General features: G+C 63.2%; 19 protein-coding genes. 9 read left to right on the forward strand and 10 right to left on the reverse strand.

Annotated features, from left to right (window positions below; translation table 11 throughout):
* Window positions 1-2: 2 nt before the first annotated feature.
* Window positions 3-848, reverse strand: coding sequence for a PHP domain-containing protein (locus tag ACWA13_RS12525; protein ID WP_463934532.1), 846 nt, complete (start codon window positions 846-848; stop codon window positions 3-5).
* A 70-nt stretch (window positions 849-918) separates the two neighbouring features.
* Here ACWA13_RS12525 and ACWA13_RS12530 point away from each other — a divergent pair, with 70 nt between their 5' ends.
* Window positions 919-2,499 carry an aminopeptidase P family protein gene (locus ACWA13_RS12530; protein WP_463934533.1) on the forward strand — a complete coding sequence of 527 codons (1,581 nt, stop codon included), beginning with the start codon at window positions 919-921 and terminating at the stop codon, window positions 2,497-2,499.
* A gap of 83 nt (window positions 2,500-2,582) precedes the next feature.
* On the opposite strand, the gene ACWA13_RS12535 is transcribed toward ACWA13_RS12530, so the two are convergent.
* A complete protein-coding gene (locus tag ACWA13_RS12535; RefSeq protein WP_463934534.1) occupies window positions 2,583-3,434 on the reverse strand; it encodes a YflT domain-containing protein in 852 nt (283 codons plus the stop codon).
* A 78-nt stretch (window positions 3,435-3,512) separates the two neighbouring features.
* On the opposite strand from ACWA13_RS12535, the gene ACWA13_RS12540 reads away from it, so the two are divergent.
* From ACWA13_RS12540 to ACWA13_RS12550, 3 genes are read left to right on the forward strand one after another with little or no spacing between them, the layout of a single operon-like run.
* The gene (locus tag ACWA13_RS12540) at window positions 3,513-4,796 is read left to right on the forward strand and encodes a magnesium transporter MgtE N-terminal domain-containing protein (protein ID WP_463934535.1); all 1,284 of its coding nucleotides are present in this window, start codon (window positions 3,513-3,515) and stop codon (window positions 4,794-4,796) included.
* Window positions 4,789-5,499, forward strand: coding sequence for a DUF1003 domain-containing protein (locus ACWA13_RS12545; RefSeq protein ID WP_463934536.1), 711 nt, complete (start codon window positions 4,789-4,791; stop codon window positions 5,497-5,499). Before ACWA13_RS12540 ends, ACWA13_RS12545 begins: the two co-directional genes overlap by 8 nt.
* Window positions 5,500-5,509: 10 nt before the next feature.
* Window positions 5,510-6,637, forward strand: a complete 1,128-nt coding sequence (locus ACWA13_RS12550; protein ID WP_463934537.1) for an Mrp/NBP35 family ATP-binding protein — start codon at window positions 5,510-5,512, stop codon at window positions 6,635-6,637.
* Window positions 6,638-6,677: 40 nt separating this feature from the next.
* Here ACWA13_RS12550 and ACWA13_RS12555 read toward each other — a convergent pair whose 3' ends face one another.
* From ACWA13_RS12555 to sigE, 3 genes are all read right to left on the reverse strand, one after another.
* Window positions 6,678-7,079 carry a twin-arginine translocase TatA/TatE family subunit gene (locus tag ACWA13_RS12555; RefSeq protein ID WP_463934538.1) on the reverse strand — a complete coding sequence of 134 codons (402 nt, stop codon included), beginning with the start codon at window positions 7,077-7,079 and terminating at the stop codon, window positions 6,678-6,680.
* A gap of 69 nt (window positions 7,080-7,148) precedes the next feature.
* Window positions 7,149-8,195 carry a hypothetical protein gene (locus ACWA13_RS12560; protein ID WP_463934539.1) on the reverse strand — a complete coding sequence of 349 codons (1,047 nt, stop codon included), beginning with the start codon at window positions 8,193-8,195 and terminating at the stop codon, window positions 7,149-7,151.
* Between the two features lie 8 nt (window positions 8,196-8,203).
* On the reverse strand, window positions 8,204-8,821 hold the full coding sequence (sigE, locus tag ACWA13_RS12565) for an RNA polymerase sigma factor SigE (RefSeq protein ID WP_463934540.1): 618 nt from the start codon (window positions 8,819-8,821) through the stop codon (window positions 8,204-8,206).
* Between the two features lie 240 nt (window positions 8,822-9,061).
* On the opposite strand from sigE, the gene ACWA13_RS12570 reads away from it, so the two are divergent.
* Window positions 9,062-9,694: an O-methyltransferase gene (locus tag ACWA13_RS12570; protein ID WP_463934541.1), complete on the forward strand. Its 633-nt coding sequence runs from the start codon at window positions 9,062-9,064 to the stop codon at window positions 9,692-9,694.
* A 72-nt stretch (window positions 9,695-9,766) separates the two neighbouring features.
* Here the strand turns inward: ACWA13_RS12570 and ACWA13_RS12575 are convergent, their stop codons facing one another.
* The 4 genes from ACWA13_RS12575 to ACWA13_RS12590 form a co-directional block, all read right to left on the reverse strand.
* Window positions 9,767-9,934, reverse strand: coding sequence for a DUF3117 domain-containing protein (locus ACWA13_RS12575; RefSeq protein WP_009357720.1), 168 nt, complete (start codon window positions 9,932-9,934; stop codon window positions 9,767-9,769).
* 227 nt (window positions 9,935-10,161) lie between these two features.
* Window positions 10,162-11,379, reverse strand: coding sequence for a hypothetical protein (locus ACWA13_RS12580; RefSeq protein ID WP_463937925.1), 1,218 nt, complete (start codon window positions 11,377-11,379; stop codon window positions 10,162-10,164).
* A gap of 19 nt (window positions 11,380-11,398) precedes the next feature.
* The gene (locus ACWA13_RS12585) at window positions 11,399-11,749 is read right to left on the reverse strand and encodes a DivIVA domain-containing protein (protein WP_463934542.1); all 351 of its coding nucleotides are present in this window, start codon (window positions 11,747-11,749) and stop codon (window positions 11,399-11,401) included.
* A gap of 24 nt (window positions 11,750-11,773) precedes the next feature.
* Window positions 11,774-12,559, reverse strand: a complete 786-nt coding sequence (locus tag ACWA13_RS12590; protein WP_463934543.1) for an LOG family protein — start codon at window positions 12,557-12,559, stop codon at window positions 11,774-11,776.
* 117 nt (window positions 12,560-12,676) lie between these two features.
* Here ACWA13_RS12590 and ACWA13_RS12595 point away from each other — a divergent pair, with 117 nt between their 5' ends.
* The 4 genes from ACWA13_RS12595 (at window position 12,677) to ACWA13_RS12610 (ending at window position 15,955) form a co-directional block, all read left to right on the forward strand.
* On the forward strand, window positions 12,677-13,432 hold the full coding sequence (locus ACWA13_RS12595; protein ID WP_463934544.1) for an amino acid ABC transporter ATP-binding protein: 756 nt from the start codon (window positions 12,677-12,679) through the stop codon (window positions 13,430-13,432).
* Between the two features lie 63 nt (window positions 13,433-13,495).
* Complete coding sequence (locus ACWA13_RS12600; RefSeq protein ID WP_463934545.1) at window positions 13,496-14,380, forward strand: glutamate ABC transporter substrate-binding protein; 885 nt, start codon at window positions 13,496-13,498, stop codon at window positions 14,378-14,380.
* An 88-nt stretch (window positions 14,381-14,468) separates the two neighbouring features.
* Window positions 14,469-15,119, forward strand: a complete 651-nt coding sequence (locus ACWA13_RS12605; RefSeq protein WP_463934546.1) for an amino acid ABC transporter permease — start codon at window positions 14,469-14,471, stop codon at window positions 15,117-15,119.
* Window positions 15,116-15,955 carry an amino acid ABC transporter permease gene (locus ACWA13_RS12610; protein WP_463934547.1) on the forward strand — a complete coding sequence of 280 codons (840 nt, stop codon included), beginning with the start codon at window positions 15,116-15,118 and terminating at the stop codon, window positions 15,953-15,955. Before ACWA13_RS12605 ends, ACWA13_RS12610 begins: the two co-directional genes overlap by 4 nt.
* A gap of 78 nt (window positions 15,956-16,033) precedes the next feature.
* Here ACWA13_RS12610 and dapE read toward each other — a convergent pair whose 3' ends face one another.
* Window positions 16,034-17,188, reverse strand: coding sequence for a succinyl-diaminopimelate desuccinylase (gene dapE / locus ACWA13_RS12615; RefSeq protein ID WP_463934548.1), 1,155 nt, complete (start codon window positions 17,186-17,188; stop codon window positions 16,034-16,036).
* Between the last annotated feature and the right edge of the window lie 48 nt (window positions 17,189-17,236).

Here is a 17,236-nt window from a genome sequence, read left to right on the forward strand (position 1 = left end):
CATCAGCGAACCACCGTGGTGCCCGTGCCCATAGCCTCAATACGGGCAAACACCTCGGGATCCGTGGCGTTTTCGCCAAGGATGTTGGTCTTTCCCGTCCCGTGATAATCCGAAGAGCCGGTGATCAGCAGGTTATGCCGCGCCGCCAGCCCGCGCAGGAATTCCCGCCCCTCCTCGGGATTGTCCCGGTGGTCGATCTCCAACCCGGCCAGACCGGCGTCGATCATCTCCTGGTAGGTCTTCTCCCCCACCACCCTGCCGCGGGATGAAGCCACCGGATGCGCGAACACCGGGACGCCGCCGGCGGCGCGGACAAGTTCGACGGCGAGGGCCGGCTCCGGAGCGTAGTGCTGAACCCAGTAGCGCGAACGTGAGGTCAGGATCGAAGCGAATGCTTCCGTCCGGTCACTCACCACCCCGGCGGCGACCAGGGCGTCGGCGATGTGCGGGCGTCCCATGGTGGCGCCCGGCGCCACGTTGTGGATGACATCGTCCCACGTCAGCGGATAGTCCTCGGCAAGGAGCGAAACCATACGCTGAGCACGGGTGAGGCGGGCGTCCTTGGACTTGGTGATCTCTTCCAGGAGCCCGGGGTGGGTGGGATCATGCAGGTAGCTCAACAGATGGACGCTGATACCTTGTTCAGTCCGGCACGAAATCTCCATCCCGGGCACCAGTACGATACCTTCGCGGACGGCAGCCAGTGACGCCTCCGCCCAACCAGCGGTGGAATCATGATCGGTCAAGGCAATAACATCCAGCCCGGCGCGGGCCGCAGATGCCATGACGTCGGCAGGTGTTTCCGTACCGTCGGACACATTCGAGTGTGCATGCAGGTCTATCTTCACCAGCCAAGCCTAATTGACCACGCCGGTCCCCTGTTGGCCACACCCGGAGCCGTGGTGAGACGATGGGACGGTGAATGACGCAGAAAACATCCCCCTCTCCGCTTCCCAGCCCTTGGAGGAGCGGGTCAACAACCGCTCCCAGCGGCCAAATTCCCCTGCTTTCAAGGCCTTTATGGCCAGCAACTGGGCGCCAACGGACCCTTCCCTGCCGCCCCGTGACGCAGTGGCAGACCATGCTGCACGGCGCCGGCTAAGCATCTCCAAACTGTTTGAGGGCGAGCGCCTGGTGATCCCGGCCGGACCACTCAAGGTCCGTTCCAACGACTGCGATTACCGTTTCCGCCCGCACTCTGGCTTCGCGCACCTCACTGGCCTGGGCCTGGACCACGAACCCGACGCCGTGCTGATCCTGGAGCCGGTTGCCGAAGGTACCGGGGACGACGGCGGCAACCACCACGCCACGCTTTACTTCCGTCCGCTGGCCGGCCGGGACACGGAGCAGTTCTACGCAGATTCACGCTCCGGCGAGTTCTGGATCGGCCCGCGTCCCACCCTGGCTGATTTCGAGGCTCGCCTTGGGCTGCCCACCGCCCACATTGACGGACTGGAACTGGCGATCACCAAAGACGTGGGCGCCCCGGAAATCGGTGGCATTTCTATCCGCCTGGTGCGCAAGGTGGACGAGAACATCGACGCCCTGGTGGACACAGCCCGGTACAACACCGCCCGTGACCCGGAGAACCTGGATCTTGAGGCACTGGATGCCCTCGATGAAAAGCTTCCGGAGGCCCTCTCCGAACTCCGGCTCCGAAAGGACGACTGGGAGATCGAGCAGATGCAGATCGCCGTTGCCGCCACAGTGGAAGGATTCGCCGACGTCGTCCGTGCCCTCCCGCGCGCCCTGACGCATCCGCGCGGCGAACGTGTGGTGGAGGGCGCCTTTTTTGCCCGCGCCCGCGAAGAAGGAAATGAGTTGGGCTACGACACCATCGCGGCCTCCGGGAACAACGCCACCATCCTGCACTGGACCCGCAACACGGGCCGGGTCAAGGCCGGTGAACTGCTCTTGCTGGACGCCGGCGTTGAAGCGGATTCCCTGTACACAGCAGATGTAACCCGCACCCTGCCGGCCACCGGTACCTTCAGTGACGTCCAGCGCAAGGTGTACCAGGCCGTCCTGGACGCAGCCGACGCCGGATTCGCCGCAGCGCGGCCGGGCGCCCTCTTCCGGGACATCCACACTGCTGCAACCACCGTCCTTGCCGAACGGTTGGCCGAGTGGGACCTGCTGCCCGTGTCCGTCGAGGAAGCAATCAGTCCTGAGGGCCAGCAGCACCGGCGCTGGATGCCACATGGCACCAGCCACCACCTGGGACTGGATGTCCACGACTGCGCGCAGGCCAAGCGGGAACTTTACCTCGATGGCGTGCTGTCCGAGGGAATGGTGTTCACCATCGAACCGGGCCTGTACTTCAAGGACGAAGACCTTGCCATCCCCGAGGAGTACCGCGGCATCGGTGTGCGGATCGAAGACGACGTGCTGATGACCGCCGATGGCCCCGTTAACCTCAGCGCCGCCCTGCCCCGGACGCCCGACGCCGTCGAGGACTGGATGGCGGGCATCCAACGCGAGGCCGACGCCGCGAAGTAGCCCACCTCTACCAGAGAGAAGAACCCAGCAGAATCGGGCACATAAAAAAGGGACGGCAGCCGCCGTCCCTTTTTATGTGCGTGCTACTGGTGCTGTTGCTGAGTCCCGCCCTCGCGTGGGCCTTCACCTTCGCCGCGGTCGTCATCTTCGGGCTTCTTGACGTCGGTGATACGGACCCCGTACTGGGGACGTCCATCAGGGAGATCGGGATAACGTACGGCGCGGCGGGGCTCGGGAGCGGGCTGCGGCTGCTGCTGCTCACCGGACTGTGGTGCGCCAGGAACAGGAGGCTGCTGGCCCTGGTTCCGGCCCTGCTGCTGGCCGTAGGGGTCAGTCCAACCGGACGGCCGTTCCGGGGCTTGCCCTGGGTGCTGGACCGGCGGCTGCCAGGGCTGCATTGAAGCGTGCCCGCCTGCTCCGGCCTCAGTAGTGGTCATAGGCAGTTGCTGCAACAGCCGGCGCGCTTCATATGCCGACTCCGGGGAAACCACCACGTTGTAGGTGGTGGCCACCACTTGGCTGGTGGAGGTGAAGTCGCGCTTTCCACGCTGCATGGCGTAAGTGACAATACCGAACAGCATAAAGAACGCCGCACCCATCAGGACCGAGGTCAAGATGGAAAAGTATCCCGGTGACGTCGAGAAGAAGGACAGCAGCACGCCAACGAACAGGCCGAACCACATGCCGCTCAGGGCCCCGGACAACGCCACCCGAGGGTAGCTAAGCCGACCGGTGACGCGCTCCACCATTTTGAGGTCGTTTCCCACAATGGAGACCATTTGCACCGGGAACGCCTGGTCCGCGAGGTAATCAACAGCCTTCTGCGCGTCCAGGTATGACGAGTAGGTGCCTACGGTGTCGCCGGTGGGAACGGTCCGGGACTCATCAGGGCCGGCGGGCCCGCCGGCCCTGGGAGTACCAAAAATGTTTGACATACTACCCATTCTTGCCCATACACCTGGGTATCTGCTGCAGATTCAGCTAAAAGAGAGCAGACTCGGTAGCCTGTAGAAGTGAGCACCAATGTTTCGCGTGTGTTTGTTGCACGCCTCCTCGGCCTGGACGTCTTTGACCCGCTTGGCGACCGCCTGGGCCGGTTGAGGGACGTTGTTGTGCTCTCCCGAGGCACACGCGGGGCCCCGCACGTGGTGGGCATCGTCGTCGAGGTTCCCGGAAAGAAGCGCGTCTTCGTGCCGATGACCCGGATCACCTCGATCGACCAGACCCAGATTATCTGCACAGGCCTGGTCAACCTGCGACGCTTTGAACAACGCGGCGCGGAAATGCTGGTTGTGGCCGAACTCTTTGACCGCCGGGTCACGCTGACTGACGGCAGCGGTGACGCCACCATCGAAGATATCGCCATGGACCAGCAACGCTCACGCGACTGGATGGTCAGCAAGCTATTTGTCCGACGCGGGCACAGCCTGTCGCCGCTCAGCAGGCTGCGCCGCAATGAAACCCTGATCATCGACTGGGCGGATGCTGTCCACGGATCACGCACCGAACCGCAGGGGGCCACACAGTTCGTCGCCACCCACGAAGACCTTAAACCGGCTGACTTCGCCGAGGCCCTGCACGAAATGAGCGATAAACGCCGCTTTGAAGTTGCCAGCGAACTTCAGGACCAGCGACTGGCCGACGTCCTGCAGGAACTCCCGGAAGATGACCAGGTGGAGATCCTTTCCGCCCTGGACGTGGAACGTGCCGCGGATGTGCTGGAGGAGATGGACCCGGACGACGCGGCCGACCTTCTGGCCGAGCTTCCCACCGCCCAGGCTGAGGAACTTCTCCAGCTGATGGAACCCGAAGGCGCCGAAGATGTCAGGCGGCTGCTGGAGTATGACGAAGACACCGCCGGCGGCCTCATGACCCCGGTACCCGTTATTCTGCCGCCCGAAGCCACGGTAGCCGAGGCTCTGGCCCACGTCCGTCGCGAAGAGCTCTCCCCGGCCCTCGCATCTTCGATCTTTATCACCAGGCCGCCGCTGGAAACACCTACTGGCCGGTTCCTTGGCGTCGTGCATATCCAGCAACTGCTGCGCTACCCGCCGCCCGAGCCCCTGGGCAATCTGCTGGATAAGAACCTGGAACCGGTGTCAGACCACGCCCATATCAGCGAAGTCGCCCGAAGCCTGGCCACCTACAACCTGAACTCACTTCCCGTCGTCGATGAGGACGGCCACCTTGTGGGGGCGGTGACTGTTGATGACGTCCTGGATCACCTGTTGCCCGATGACTGGCGTGCCCACGAGGGCGAAACCCCCATAAGGAAACTCGGAGGACGCATTGGCTGAACCGAATTCATCCAAGGGTTCACGCGATTCCCACCGCCACCAGAAAAATCGTGGCGAGGGCCTGGACACCCCACTCAGCGCACGTCAGCGCCTGCTGCCCAAGTTCTCTCCCAACCCCGATGTCTTTGGCCATCACACAGAGGGGTTCGCCCGGTTCATGGGCACGCCGCAGTTCCTCCTCTACATGACGCTGTTCTGCGTCTTCTGGCTGGCTTGGAACACGATTGCTCCTACCGACTGGCAGTTTGACTCACGGGACCTGGGTTTCACGCTGCTGACGCTGATGCTTTCCCTGCAGGCTTCCTATGCAGCGCCGCTGCTGCTGCTGGCGCAGAACCGGCAGGACGACCGGGACCGCGTCTCCCTCCAACAGGACCGCCAGCGCGCTGAACGGAATCTTGCCGACACTGAATACCTCACCCGGGAGCTCGCATCACTGCGGATTGCCCTGCGCGAGGTCGCCACGCGGGACTATGTCCGTGCAGAGCTGAGGTCCCTCCTGGAGGACCTGCTGGAAGCTCAGGAGGAACAGCAGCGCCACGATCCGTCCCACAGCAGTGGCGCACCGGATGCTCCGCGCGACAAGCACCGGGACCGTGTCAAGGACAAACGGGACCGGCGCAATCCCCGCACGCAGCAGATCCCCAGGGTCCGCAAACCAGATGCAGAATCCGCACCGCCTGCAGACCCCACCGAAAGCTGAGACCTCATCCGTGAGCACCCCCCTGCGGGAGGCCGTTAGCGCCGCCCTGGCAACCGTCATCGATCCGGAACTCCGGCGTCCCATCACCGAGCTGGGCATGGTGGAGTCAGTGGAGATCTCCGACGGCGGCCACGTGAGCCTGGCGGTACTGCTCACCATCTCCGGTTGTCCTCTCAGGGACACCATCACGGCTGATTCACGTGAAGCATTGGTGGCCGTCCCAGGGGTGACGGGTGTGGACGTCGAACTTAAGGTGATGAGCCAGGCGCAGCGTGACGCGCTCAAGGAACTCCTCCGCGGTGCGGGCGGCCAGCGCGGCATCCCCTTCAACCAGCCGGGATCCCTTACCAAGGTATTCGCAGTGGCCAGCGGAAAAGGCGGAGTCGGCAAATCGTCCGTGACCGTAAACCTGGCCTGTTCCCTGGCCGCACGCGGTCTCCGGGTAGGGATTGTGGACGCCGATGTGCACGGCTTCTCCGTCCCGGCGCTGATGGGCATCACGCAGGCCCCCACCAGAGTGGACGACCTGATCCTGCCTCCGGTGGCCTATGGCGTCAAAGTCATCTCAATCGGCATGTTCGTCACCGGAAACCAGCCAGTTGCCTGGCGCGGACCGATGCTTCACAGGGCGCTGGAACAGTTCCTCACGGACGTGTACTTCGGCGATCTGGATGCCCTGTTCCTGGACCTGCCGCCAGGCACCGGCGACATCGCGATTTCGGTCGCGCAACTGCTGCCAAAGGCCGAAATCCTGGTGGTAACCACTCCGCAGTCGGCTGCAGCGGACGTTGCTGAACGGGCCGGCGCCATCGCCACCCAGACAGGACAGAAGATTGCCGGTGTAGTGGAAAACATGTCCTACCTGGACCTGCCGGACGGAAGCCGCATGGACCTGTTTGGCAGCGGTGGCGGTACACTCCTTGCGGAGCGGCTGTCGGCTACCGTCAGCGGAAATGTCCCGCTGCTTGGCCAGATCCCCCTTGACATCAAGCTGCGCGAAGGCGGGGACGCCGGAACACCGATCGTCCTGGCTGAACCGGAGACAGCAGCGGCAAAGGCATTGGCCGGCATCGCAGAACAGTTGGCTGCCAGACCACGCGGGCTTGCAGATATAAAGCTCGGGCTGCAGCCCCGCTAGTTACCGGCGGCCGTGGCTCCGCAAGGGCGTTAAGAGAGTGTCAGGTCGCTTCGGCGTCGAAGGGGGCGCTTTCGCCCTCGGCCAGGCGCGGAATCATACGCTCCGCAGAAGCGGCCGGCTTGGCGGCATCCTGCGCGGCAATAACAGCAGCGGCTGACACGGCTGCCGGGGTGGCAACTGCCGCCGGAGCATCGTCCAACAGGGCTTCCTTGATAATCCGGCGGGGATCGTACTGGCGGGGATCGTACTTTTTCCAGTCGACGTCATCGATGTCGATGCCGACTTCGTCCTTGATCTGCTCGCGCGCCCCGGAGGCCATCCGCCGCACTTCCCTGACAAGGTTGGTCAGCTTCTGGGTGTATTCGGGCAGCCTTTGGGGGCCGATCACCAGGATGCCAATGATCAGCAGAAGAAAGAACTCCGCGCCGTTGATTCCAAACACTCTAGGAAGATTACCCTCTCTTGGGCGCAAGTGACGATTTGGGCTGAAACAGTGCCTGCAAGCAATCTTTCACTGGGCCGGAAGGCCCAGCATTACCCGAAACCCGCGGCCAAGGCGGTCACTGAGGGAGTCATTCGGCGGTTCTTCCGTAGCTGCTGTGGTGTCGGGCCCCTCAGGGACTCCCGCAGAAACGCCCCGCTCTGCGGCCAGGCCGGCCCGGACCAACTCCTGCAGAGCTTCGGCATGGTCAGGGCCGGGCTGGAAGCCCGGTCCGGCATCGGCAAAGTAGCTGAAAGTGGCGTTACGTGACCGATAGATCAAGGCCACGGGATTACTGGCGCGCACCCAGGCCCCGGACCCGCCGCCCGGTGCCGCTGTGGAGCCCCCCAGAAGCCCGGGCGCAGCTACAAAACCGTCCTCTGACGCCGGACGCCCGGTCTGGACATTGATCGGCTCCGCGGTCCCGAGGCTGCCGGCACCAGCGTGCTGCTCCACCACCGTGGCGCCCTGTCCGCCTTTGGAAAAACGGAACTCAACAGCCGGCGCTCCCTGCCGCGACACCACCTTCGCGGATACGAGCCGGAAGCCCGCCGACGCCAGCTCCGGGCACGCCCAGCCTGTCTCCCGGAGGGCAGCCAGATCCGCTGGTGTTAGTTCCCTGGACGGGTCAGAAGGGGAAGAAACGGAATCCCCGGCGCGTCCGCCCGCAGCGGTTTCTGAACCAACATCTGCCGCGACTCCACCGGACACGAATGACAAGGGACTAACGGCAGTGGCCGACGTCGGACGCTCAGCCTGCGGCGAGGGGTCCCCGGCCAGGAGCAATGCCGTAGCGGTGAGAACCCCTGCTGCGGCGAGGGCGCCCGAGGCAGAGGCGGCAACAATCCGTATTGCTAAGCTGCCCTGTGCACCGGCGGGTTCGGGCGCGGCGGCGAGGACATGGGTGCGCTCCAGGAGCCGGGCAGTGAAATCGGTACTGGCGGCCGGAATTTCGGCCGACCGGAGCCGCTCCAGATACCGCCGCTCACGCTCCACCGCCGCCCTGCATTCAGTGCAGGTGCGCAGGTGTTCAGCACCACGGTGGTGCTTCCGCAGCGAATTGCTGAATGGGCCCATGGCGCCGATCAGCGAAGTCCCGCGATGCGGGGCATCGCAAGCCGGGGCTTGCGGGAATGGAGCGGACGGGGGTCGCGGTGTGCCAGCTTTTCGCGGAGCATAGTGCGTCCGCGGTGGATCCTTGAGCGCACGGTGCCAAGCTTCACCCCAAGTGCCTCCGCCACTTCGTCATAGGACAGGCCTTCGAGATCGCAAAGCACGACGGCGGCACGGAAGTCCGGCGGCAATTCTTCCAGTGCGGCCTGGACGTCCAGGTCAAGGTTGTTCAGCTCAAAGCTTTGCTCTGGCCCGGGCTCGCGGCCGGGGATCCGGGACTCGGCGTCCTCTGCCAACGCATCGAACCGGATGCGGCTCTTCCGGCGCGCCTGGTCAAGGAAGAGGTTGGTAGTAATCCGGTGCAGCCAGCCGTCAATGGTGCCCGGCCGGAAGTTCTCCAGCGAACGGAAAACACGGACAAAGACTTCCTGGGTCAGGTCCTCAGCGTCGAATTTGTTACCGGTCAGCCGGTAGGCGAGGCGGTATACCTTCGCTGAGTGGTTGGTAACCACTTCTTCCCAGGTGGGGCGGACCCATTCACTGGTGATCTCTTGTGCTGCAGGGACAGGTGCCACAACTGATGATGACATCGTCCACTCCCCTCGTGGATTGCTAACGCCCGGATAGTTACATCTGTTATTCGGCGCCGATCACCACTTGGCTGACCGGATATTTATCATGGCAGGTTTCGCTGGGAATTTCCTGAATCCAGTAACCTCTGTCACCACGTAGTATCTTCACGCGCGCCGCAGCGGCGGCTGCAGGGCAGCTGCACCGGGACACAGTACGCTGGAACCACCATGTCCCCCCCGCCCAGAAAGCGAACACCCATGAGCGCCGATAAGTCCACCAGCTGGTCCTACGCAGAAGATCTGCCTGCCGAGGATGAGATTCTGATGCGCGCCCGGGAACGGTCTTTTGAGCTTGGCGTGACCCCGATCGGACGTGGCGTAGGCGCTGCCCTCACAGTGCTCGCCGCAGCCTCAAAGGCGCAGACCGCCGTCGAAATCGGCACGGGTGCCGGCGTTTCGGGAGTCTGCCTGCTGCGCGGTCTCGGCCCGCAGGCCGTACTGACCACCATTGACGTTGACGTTGAACATCTTCGGGCCGCCCGCGAGGCCTTCCTGGAGTCAGGGAGCCCCGCCAACCGGACCCGGACCATTTCCGGGCGGGCCGGCGATGTCCTGCCCCGGTTGACCGACGCCGCCTACGATCTCGTTTTCATCGATGCGGACAAGCCCGGCCTGCCAGGATACGTGGACCAGGCCGTCCGGCTCCTGAAGGCCAGCGGACTCCTGATCATTAATGACGCCTTGGACAAGGACCGCGTGGCCAACCCGGCTGCCCGGGATGCCAGCACTACAGTGCTCCGCCAGGTTGGCCGGTCTATCCGCGATGACGAGCGCCTGGCATCGGCCATGCTGCCCACCGGAGACGGGCTCCTGGTAGCCGTAAAGAAGTAGTGTCGCTGCAGAGAATCAGCAAAAAGCAGGGTCCGCGGCAAGTTGCCACGGACCCTGCTTTTTGCTGATTGGCTATTCGGTGACGCCCACCAGGCATTCCTTGAGGTTGGCCGCCTCGGCAGCATTCAGTTCCACCACGAGTCGCCCGCCGCCTTCGAGCGGGACGCGCATGATGAGACTGCGGCCCTCCTTAGTGACTTCCATAGGGCCGTCGCCGGTGCGAGGTTTCATAGCCGCCATGAGGAATTCCCTCCAATAGTCCCAGGACTTTCCAGCCCGGTCGGGCTGTGTCCGCACTTCAAGCGACGCGTGGCCATAGCTGCGGACCATGCCGCAGCCATCACCGAACATTGCTGGATGTCGTGTCCTTGCTTGCACCTATTATCCCGTAATTCCGCAGCAGGGGCTAATCGATGGACATTCCCGGTGCGGCATCCCGGGGCGGCCCGGACAGGTATCACTGCCGGTCAGGGCGGATAATCGCCGCCGCCGGGCAGTTGGGCCCACACCCACAGCCATACGATCCAAACGATTTGCAGTAACACAAACATCACGGTCAGCAGCCCGCGGTAAGCGCGCGAACGGGAAAGGAAGGCAGCACCGAGCGCCAAAGGAAACAGTGGGATCAGCAACCGGAAAGTACTGGTTTGCGGGTGCAGGAAGACCAGAAGGTACGCCATGTAGGCCGCGCAGAAAAGCCGCAGTTCGACGCCGAGCCGGACCACCGGAGGGCAGAACATCAGCCAGGCGAATACCGCCACCAGCACAAAGGGCGCCAGGGTTCCGAGTGCAGGACCGAAGAGTCCCGCACCCATGTGGAACCAGGGCATAAACGGCACCAGGTCACCACCGCGCCAAACACTTTCGGTCTTGGTGTAGGCCTGGAAATCCCCGGTGGTCATCCAGGCCACAATGGGCCAGAGCACTGCTGACACACCGCTGACCAGCACCAGGACGGCAAGCCGGAAAAGCCCGCCGGCCGCGTCCCGTGGCTTCCCTGCCTTCCACCAGCTGTACAGGTGGATCAGCAGAAGGATCCCGATCATGGCGGCGAACGCCACGCCCACCGGCCTGGACAGGCACATCAAAACCACCACCGGCGCCGCTTCCAGATACATGCGTCGGATGACCAGAAGCAGCGCCGCGGCCAGGAGCAGGGTATTCAACGACTCCGCGTAGGGCACCTGGAAAATGGCTGATACCGGGAAGGTGGAGAAGAAAACGACTCCCCACAGCGCATCGCCGTGATCGGCCTTCTGCCGGAACAGCAGGTAAACCACGACGGCGGCACCCAGGCCGCAGAGAATGGCGATAATTGTCAGGGAAGCGGCTGCCGGCAACCCGGTAATGGCCGAAAGTCCCCGGCCCAGGAGCGGGAAAAGCGGATAAAACGCCCAGGTGTTCTCCTGGATCTTTCCTGCCTCGTCTGTTGGCAGGACAGACGGATAGCCGTCACTGAAAATCCTGCCGTACCAGCGGGCGTCCCAGATGTTGATGAAGTCCCAGTAACCCGGGCGCGCCGGCCCCCAAGGTCCGGCACCTTGCTGGAGCGTGGCGGCTGAAAAGATGCAGGCGCTGACCAGGCGGGCGGCAACGTAGATGGCCAGGACCTGGACCCACCAAGGCCAGCGCTTCACCGCGGCAAGCAGCGGTGCGGCGGTGTATAAGCGGACAGGCCGCTTCACCGCCTGGCCGTCATCTGTCTCAATGCTCAAGGACGTCCTTCGGGGCAGTGGGCTGACCCGCCTGCAACTGCTGCAGCCGCACGATTTCTGCATCGCGGGAAGCTAGTTGATCGCGCAGCCGGTCAAGCACTTGGTCTACTTGATCCATCCGATACCCCCGGAGGCCCAGTGAGAACCGGATCCGGTCAATGTCAGCAGGCCTTACCTCTGCAGGCAAAAGGACAGGGGGGAGGTCCGCAACGGGTTCGCCGAGTGCGTCATCAACGACGTCGCCAACAGCACCCTGCCTGCGAATGCCGGGCCCCAGCCACGCAATGGCACCCAACAGCACAACGGCGAGGAAAACCAGAAAGTAGCTCACGTGCTCCATCGTGCCAGAAATCGGCCGGTCTGATCACTCCGGAGGGTTCTCTCCGTTCAACGATGAGGGACGCACGCTGCCCTGCAAGACGTGGCGCACTGCCTCCGCGGGATCATCCACGACCTGGATCAGATCGAGGTCCTGTTCCGACACCATGCCCTCAGCGACGAGTGTTCCGCGCAGCCAATCGATCATGGGGGTCCAAAAATCGACGCCCAGGAGGATGATCGGAAAGGACGTCACCTTGCGGGTCTGAACCAGCACCATTGCTTCAAACAACTCGTCAAGCGTGCCCAGTCCGCCGGGGAGGACTATGAATCCCTGGGCGTATTTGACGAACATGGTCTTGCGGGCGAAGAAGTACCGGAAGTTGACGCCAAGGTCTACCCAGGGATTGAGACCCTGTTCAAAGGGCAGTTCGATGCCCAGGCCAACGGACACTCCGTTACCGTCCACTGCGCCCCGGTTGGCTGCCTCCATGGACCCCGGGCCACCCCCGGTGATGACAGCTACTCCCGACTGGGCGAGGTGGCGGCCCACTTCAATGGCCATGTCGTAATAAGTGGTGCCAGGCTTGGTCCGTGCGGAACCAAACACGCTGACGGCCGGGCCGAGGTCCGCGAGCGCGCCAAACCCTTCAACGAATTCGCTCTGGATCCTCAGCACACGCCAAGGATCCGTGTGTACAAACTGGCCTGGCCCCTTGGTGTCCAGCAGGTGCTGATCCGACATCTCCACCGCGGCCTGTTTTCGCCGAAGTTCCAGCGGCCCTTTCCGTCGGGGCTGGGAAGGGTTGGAAGGGTCTGGAATATTGCTCATTGCTCTAGGCTAGCGCGCTGCCCGCCCGTGCACCCGCCGGTATCTCTTCAGTCACGATTCGGTAGGAAGTAGGAGTGATTGCCATCATATGGCGACATTGTTCGCTAGATTCTTCCTATGACTACTTATGTGCCCGGCGATGCCCTCGTCTCCCTGAACGCCGTTAACAAGCACTACGGCCAGTTGCACGTACTCAAGGACATCAATCTCCACGTCCGCAAGGGCGAGGTTGTAGTGGTCATCGGGCCGTCCGGCTCCGGAAAATCCACGCTCTGCCGCGCCATCAACCGCCTCGAAACCATCGAGAGCGGCACCATCAAGATCGATGGCAAGGTGCTGCCGGAAGAAGGCAAGGAACTCGCCCGGCTTCGCGCCGACGTCGGGATGGTTTTCCAGTCCTTCAACCTCTTTGCGCACAAGACCATTCTGGAAAATGTGACCCTGGGCCCGATCAAAGTCAAGGGCACGGCCAAGGCGAAGGCCGACCAGGATGCCATGACCCTGCTTGAACGCGTCGGCGTGGGCCACCAGGCTCCGAAGCTTCCGGCGCAGCTTTCCGGCGGCCAGCAGCAGCGAGTGGCCATTGCCCGGGCCCTGGCCATGAAACCGAAGGTGATGCTGTTCGACGAGCCCACCTCCGCACTGGACCCCGAGATGATCAACGAGGTCCTGGACGTCATGGTCCAACTGGCGAAGGAAGGCATGACCATGATCGTGGTCACCCATGAGATGGGTTTTGCCCGCAAGGCCGCTGACCGCGTCGTCTTCATGTCCGACGGAGAAATCATCGAGGACGCTACGCCCGAAGAGTTCTTCACCAACCCGAAGACCGACCGCGCCAAGGACTTCCTGTCCAAGCTCCTCACCCACTGATTCCCCAACTCATCCAAATCGCATCCGGGCCGCCACAAGCGGCCACCCAATGAAAGGAATGTCATGAAGGCATTTATCTCCAGGCGGAAATCCATCCTCCTCGCAGCCGGTGCGGCCATGGCCCTGACGCTCAGCGCCTGTGGCGGTGGAGGCACTCCGGCAGAAACGGCTCCTGTCGAAGAAGCTCCGACGTTCGCTCCCGGAACCACGATGGAAAAGCTCTCCAAGGCCGGCACCATCAAGATCGGTACCAAGTTCGACCAGCCGCTGTTCGGCCAGGTCGGCCTGGACGGCAAGCCGGTCGGCTTCGACGTCGAAATGGGCAAGCTGATTGCCGGCAAGCTGGGGATTCCCGCGGACAAGATCGAGTGGTCCGAGACTGTTTCGGCCAACCGTGAAGAGTTCATCAAGCAGGGCCAGGTGGACATCGTCATCGCCACCTACACCATCAATGACAAGCGCAAGGAAGTTGTCAGCTTTGCCGGGCCATACTACGAGGCCGGCCAGGCCCTGATGGTCAACAAGGACAATGACTCGATCAAGACGCCGGAAGACGTCAAAGGCAAGAAGGTCTGCTCCGTGACGGGCTCTACCCCCGCCGGCACCATTGTGGACAAGTACGGAGCAGAACTCGTTCCTGTCGCCACGTACTCCGCTTGCCTGGAGCCCCTGCGCAACAAGCAAGTTGAAGCTGTGACCACTGACAACGTCATTCTGGCCGGTTTTGTGGACAAGGAGCCGGACGCCTTCAAGCTCGCCTCGGACGAAACCTTCACCAAGGAGCCTTACGGAATTGGCCTGAAGAAGGAAGACACCGAGTTCCGCAACTGGATCAACGACCAGCTCGAAACCTTCCAGGAAGACGGATCGTACAAGAAGGCCTGGGAAGCCACCGCGGGAGCGGTCATCAAGACGGCGCCAGACCTGCCGGAGCTCAACCGATACTGATTGACCCCAAAGCAGGTGCCGGGCGGGATTCCTGTCTGGCACCTGCTTGTCATTTCCGTTCCAGTCCACGACACCGCTGAAGGATCACATGGACGTCATCATCGAAAACCTTCCCGCCTACTGGGATGGCTTTCTCCGCACTCTTTATCTTTCCGTTGTCTCCGGCATAATCGCCCTGGTGCTCGGCACCTTCGTGGCGGCAGCCCGCGTCTCTCCCGTCGCGGCCCTCCGCGGTTTCAGCACCGTCTATGTAGAGATCCTTCGCAACACGCCACTGACCATCGCCTTCTTCTTTGCCGCGGTGGTGCTGCCCCGGCTGGGCGTGACGTTCGAGCAGTTTGAGATCGCGGCCATCATCGCGCTCAGCACCTACACCTCAGCCTTTATTGCCGAGGCTGTCCGTTCGGGCGTGAACAGCGTTCCCGTGGGACAGGCCGAGGCCGCCCGCAGCATCGGCATGAAGTTCGGTCAGGTCCTGAGCCTTATCATCCTGCCGCAGGCACTCCGGACGGTGATTCCGCCCATGATCAACATCCTCATCGCGCTGGTCAAGAACTCGTCGGTGGCAGGTGCCTTCTATGTGCTGGAGCTGTTCGGCTACGGCCGCCAACTCGCTAATGCAAACGGCGACCAGGTGCTTGCGGTACTGCTGGGCGTTGCCTTCTTCTACCTGCTCCTGACTGTTCCGCTGGGCATCCTTGCCAGCACCGTCGAACGAAAGGTGGCGATCGCCCGATGACTTCTGTTCTTTACGATGCCCCAGGCCCCAAGGCCCGCCGCTTCTCCGTCATCGCCTCCGCCCTTGGTGCTGTCCTGATTCTCGGACTCCTCGCCTTCATCGTCTTCACCCTTGCCCAGCAGGGCATTTTTGAAGGCCGCCGCTGGGCGATCTTTACCCGGGGTGACGTCTGGACCCTGATTGCCAATGGAATCGGGGCAACACTCAGCGCGGCCGCCCTGGCCGCCGTCATCGCGTTCCCGCTGGGCCTGCTGCTGAGCCTGCTGCGCATCTCGCTGGTCCCGTGGATCCGGATCCCCACCCGCGTGCTCCTGGAATTCCTACGTGGCATGCCGGTTGTCCTGATGATGTTCTTTGTGCTGCTGGTGTTTGCAACGTCCCCGTTCATTGCTGTCGTGACCGGTTTGGTGCTCTACAACTCGGCCGTCTTCGCGGAAATCATCCGGGCCGGCATACAGTCCTTGCCCAAGGGCCAGCGCGAAGCGGGACTTGCTATCGGCCTGACCAGTTTCAAGTCCAGGATGCTGATCGAGTTGCCGCAGGCTGTTCGGCGGATGATGCCCTCGTTGGTGGCCCAGCTGGTGGTCCTGCTCAAGGACACTTCCCTTGGCTATATCGTTGCGTACCCTGAACTTCTGCGGGCTGTCCAGGTGATGGCTGACTTCCTCGGCAGCCAGTACCTGTTCCCCATCTTCTTTGTGGCCGCGGGCATCTACATTGCCATCAACATCGCGGTATCACGGCTGGCCGTCTGGATCGAGCGCCGCGGGTCCGCGAAGGCCGCTGGCGGAGTGGCTGCAGCCGCCCCTGCGGGAGATCCCCTGGCCGCCAAATAGTCCTCCCATTCCAACTGAGAAGGTCCGCAGCCACACGGCTGCGGACCTTTTCAGTTGACGGTTTTCCTGCCGCGGCTGCTACCCTGCCAGCCACGTCTGCAGGGCCACCAGACACTTCCGGATGGCATCGGCGTCGACGTGTTCATTGTCCTTGTGGGCGAGCAAGGGATCGCCGGGGCCGAAGTTGACGGCAGGAATCCCCAGTTCGCTGAAGCGGGCCACATCCGTCCAGCCGTACTTGGGCTTGGGCTCGGCGCCAACAGCCGCGACGAAGGACGCTGCGGCGGGGTGGTTCAGCCCCGGGCGGGCACCGGCCGCGGCGTCAGTGCGGACCACGTCAAAACCGTCCAGCAGTTCGCGGACGTGGGCTTCGGCCTGGTCAGGGGTTTTGTCCGGCGCGAAGCGGTAGTTAATCTCCACCACGCATTTGTCCGGGATGACATTGCCGGCTGTGCCGCCGTGGATCCTGACTGCATTCAGGCTCTCGCGGTAGTCCAGACCGTCCACGTTGACGGTCAACGGCTCATAGGCAGCCAGCCGCGCCAGGATCGGCGCCGCGGCGTGAATGGCGTTGCTGCCCATCCAGGCGCGCGCAGAGTGGGCAGCCTCACCGCGGGTGGTCGCCTCGAAGCGGCTGGTCCCGTTGCAGCCGCCTTCCACGGTGCCATGCGTAGGTTCCAGGAGGATGGCAAAATCGGCGCCCAGGAGTTCCGGATGATTGCGGAGCAGCCGGCCCAGGCCGCTTTTCACCGCTTCCACTTCCTCGTGGTCATAAAACACAAAGGTGACGTCCTTGACCGGCTCCGTGCCGCCGTCGAACAACCGTGCCGCAAGGGCCAGCTGGACAGCAACACCGCCTTTCATATCCGTGGTGCCGCGGCCGTAGAGGACGCCCTCACCGGGAATGCCGGACTCCCAGCTGGAGGGAACAGTACCTAAAGCCCCCGGAGTAGTGGGCAGCGGCACGGTGTCCAGGTGCCCGGCCAGAATGACCCGCTCCGCACGGCCAAGCTCAGTACGGGCAATGATTGCATCACCGTCCCGGAGGACGTTCAGGCCGGGCAGGGCGCGCAATGCAGCTTCGACGGCGTCTGCCAGCGGACCTTCGTTGCCGGAGACACTTTCGACGTCGATCACGGCCGCCGTCAGCAGGGCCACGTCCTGCCTGAGGTCAAGGGGCGGAACGGCCGGGCGGTTCGGAACAGGATTCAGGGAGGCAGCATGGGCAGTCACGCTGCCAGTCTAGTTCGAGTCTTGCCGCCGGCTCTCGATAGACTGATG

The organism is Pseudarthrobacter sp. TRD_SC_9, assembly GCF_055361265.1.

Excerpts from the sequence above, each read along its gene's own strand:
- ACWA13_RS12535 (WP_463934534.1), bottom strand. The coding sequence starts at position 3,434 with ATGTCAAACATTTTTGGTACTCCCAGGGCCGGCGGGCCCGCCGGCCCT.
- ACWA13_RS12560 (WP_463934539.1), bottom strand. The coding sequence starts at position 8,195 with ATGGGCCCATTCAGCAATTCGCTGCGGAAGCACCACCGTGGTGCTGAA.
- sigE (WP_463934540.1), bottom strand. The coding sequence starts at position 8,821 with ATGTCATCATCAGTTGTGGCACCTGTCCCTGCAGCACAAGAGATCACC.
- ACWA13_RS12570 (WP_463934541.1), top strand. The coding sequence starts at position 9,062 with ATGAGCGCCGATAAGTCCACCAGCTGGTCCTACGCAGAAGATCTGCCT.
- ACWA13_RS12575 (WP_009357720.1), bottom strand. The coding sequence starts at position 9,934 with ATGGCGGCTATGAAACCTCGCACCGGCGACGGCCCTATGGAAGTCACT.
- ACWA13_RS12585 (WP_463934542.1), bottom strand. The coding sequence starts at position 11,749 with ATGGAGCACGTGAGCTACTTTCTGGTTTTCCTCGCCGTTGTGCTGTTG.
- ACWA13_RS12590 (WP_463934543.1), bottom strand. The coding sequence starts at position 12,559 with ATGAGCAATATTCCAGACCCTTCCAACCCTTCCCAGCCCCGACGGAAA.
- ACWA13_RS12595 (WP_463934544.1), top strand. The coding sequence starts at position 12,677 with ATGACTACTTATGTGCCCGGCGATGCCCTCGTCTCCCTGAACGCCGTT.
- ACWA13_RS12600 (WP_463934545.1), top strand. The coding sequence starts at position 13,496 with ATGAAGGCATTTATCTCCAGGCGGAAATCCATCCTCCTCGCAGCCGGT.
- ACWA13_RS12605 (WP_463934546.1), top strand. The coding sequence starts at position 14,469 with ATGGACGTCATCATCGAAAACCTTCCCGCCTACTGGGATGGCTTTCTC.
- ACWA13_RS12610 (WP_463934547.1), top strand. The coding sequence starts at position 15,116 with ATGACTTCTGTTCTTTACGATGCCCCAGGCCCCAAGGCCCGCCGCTTC.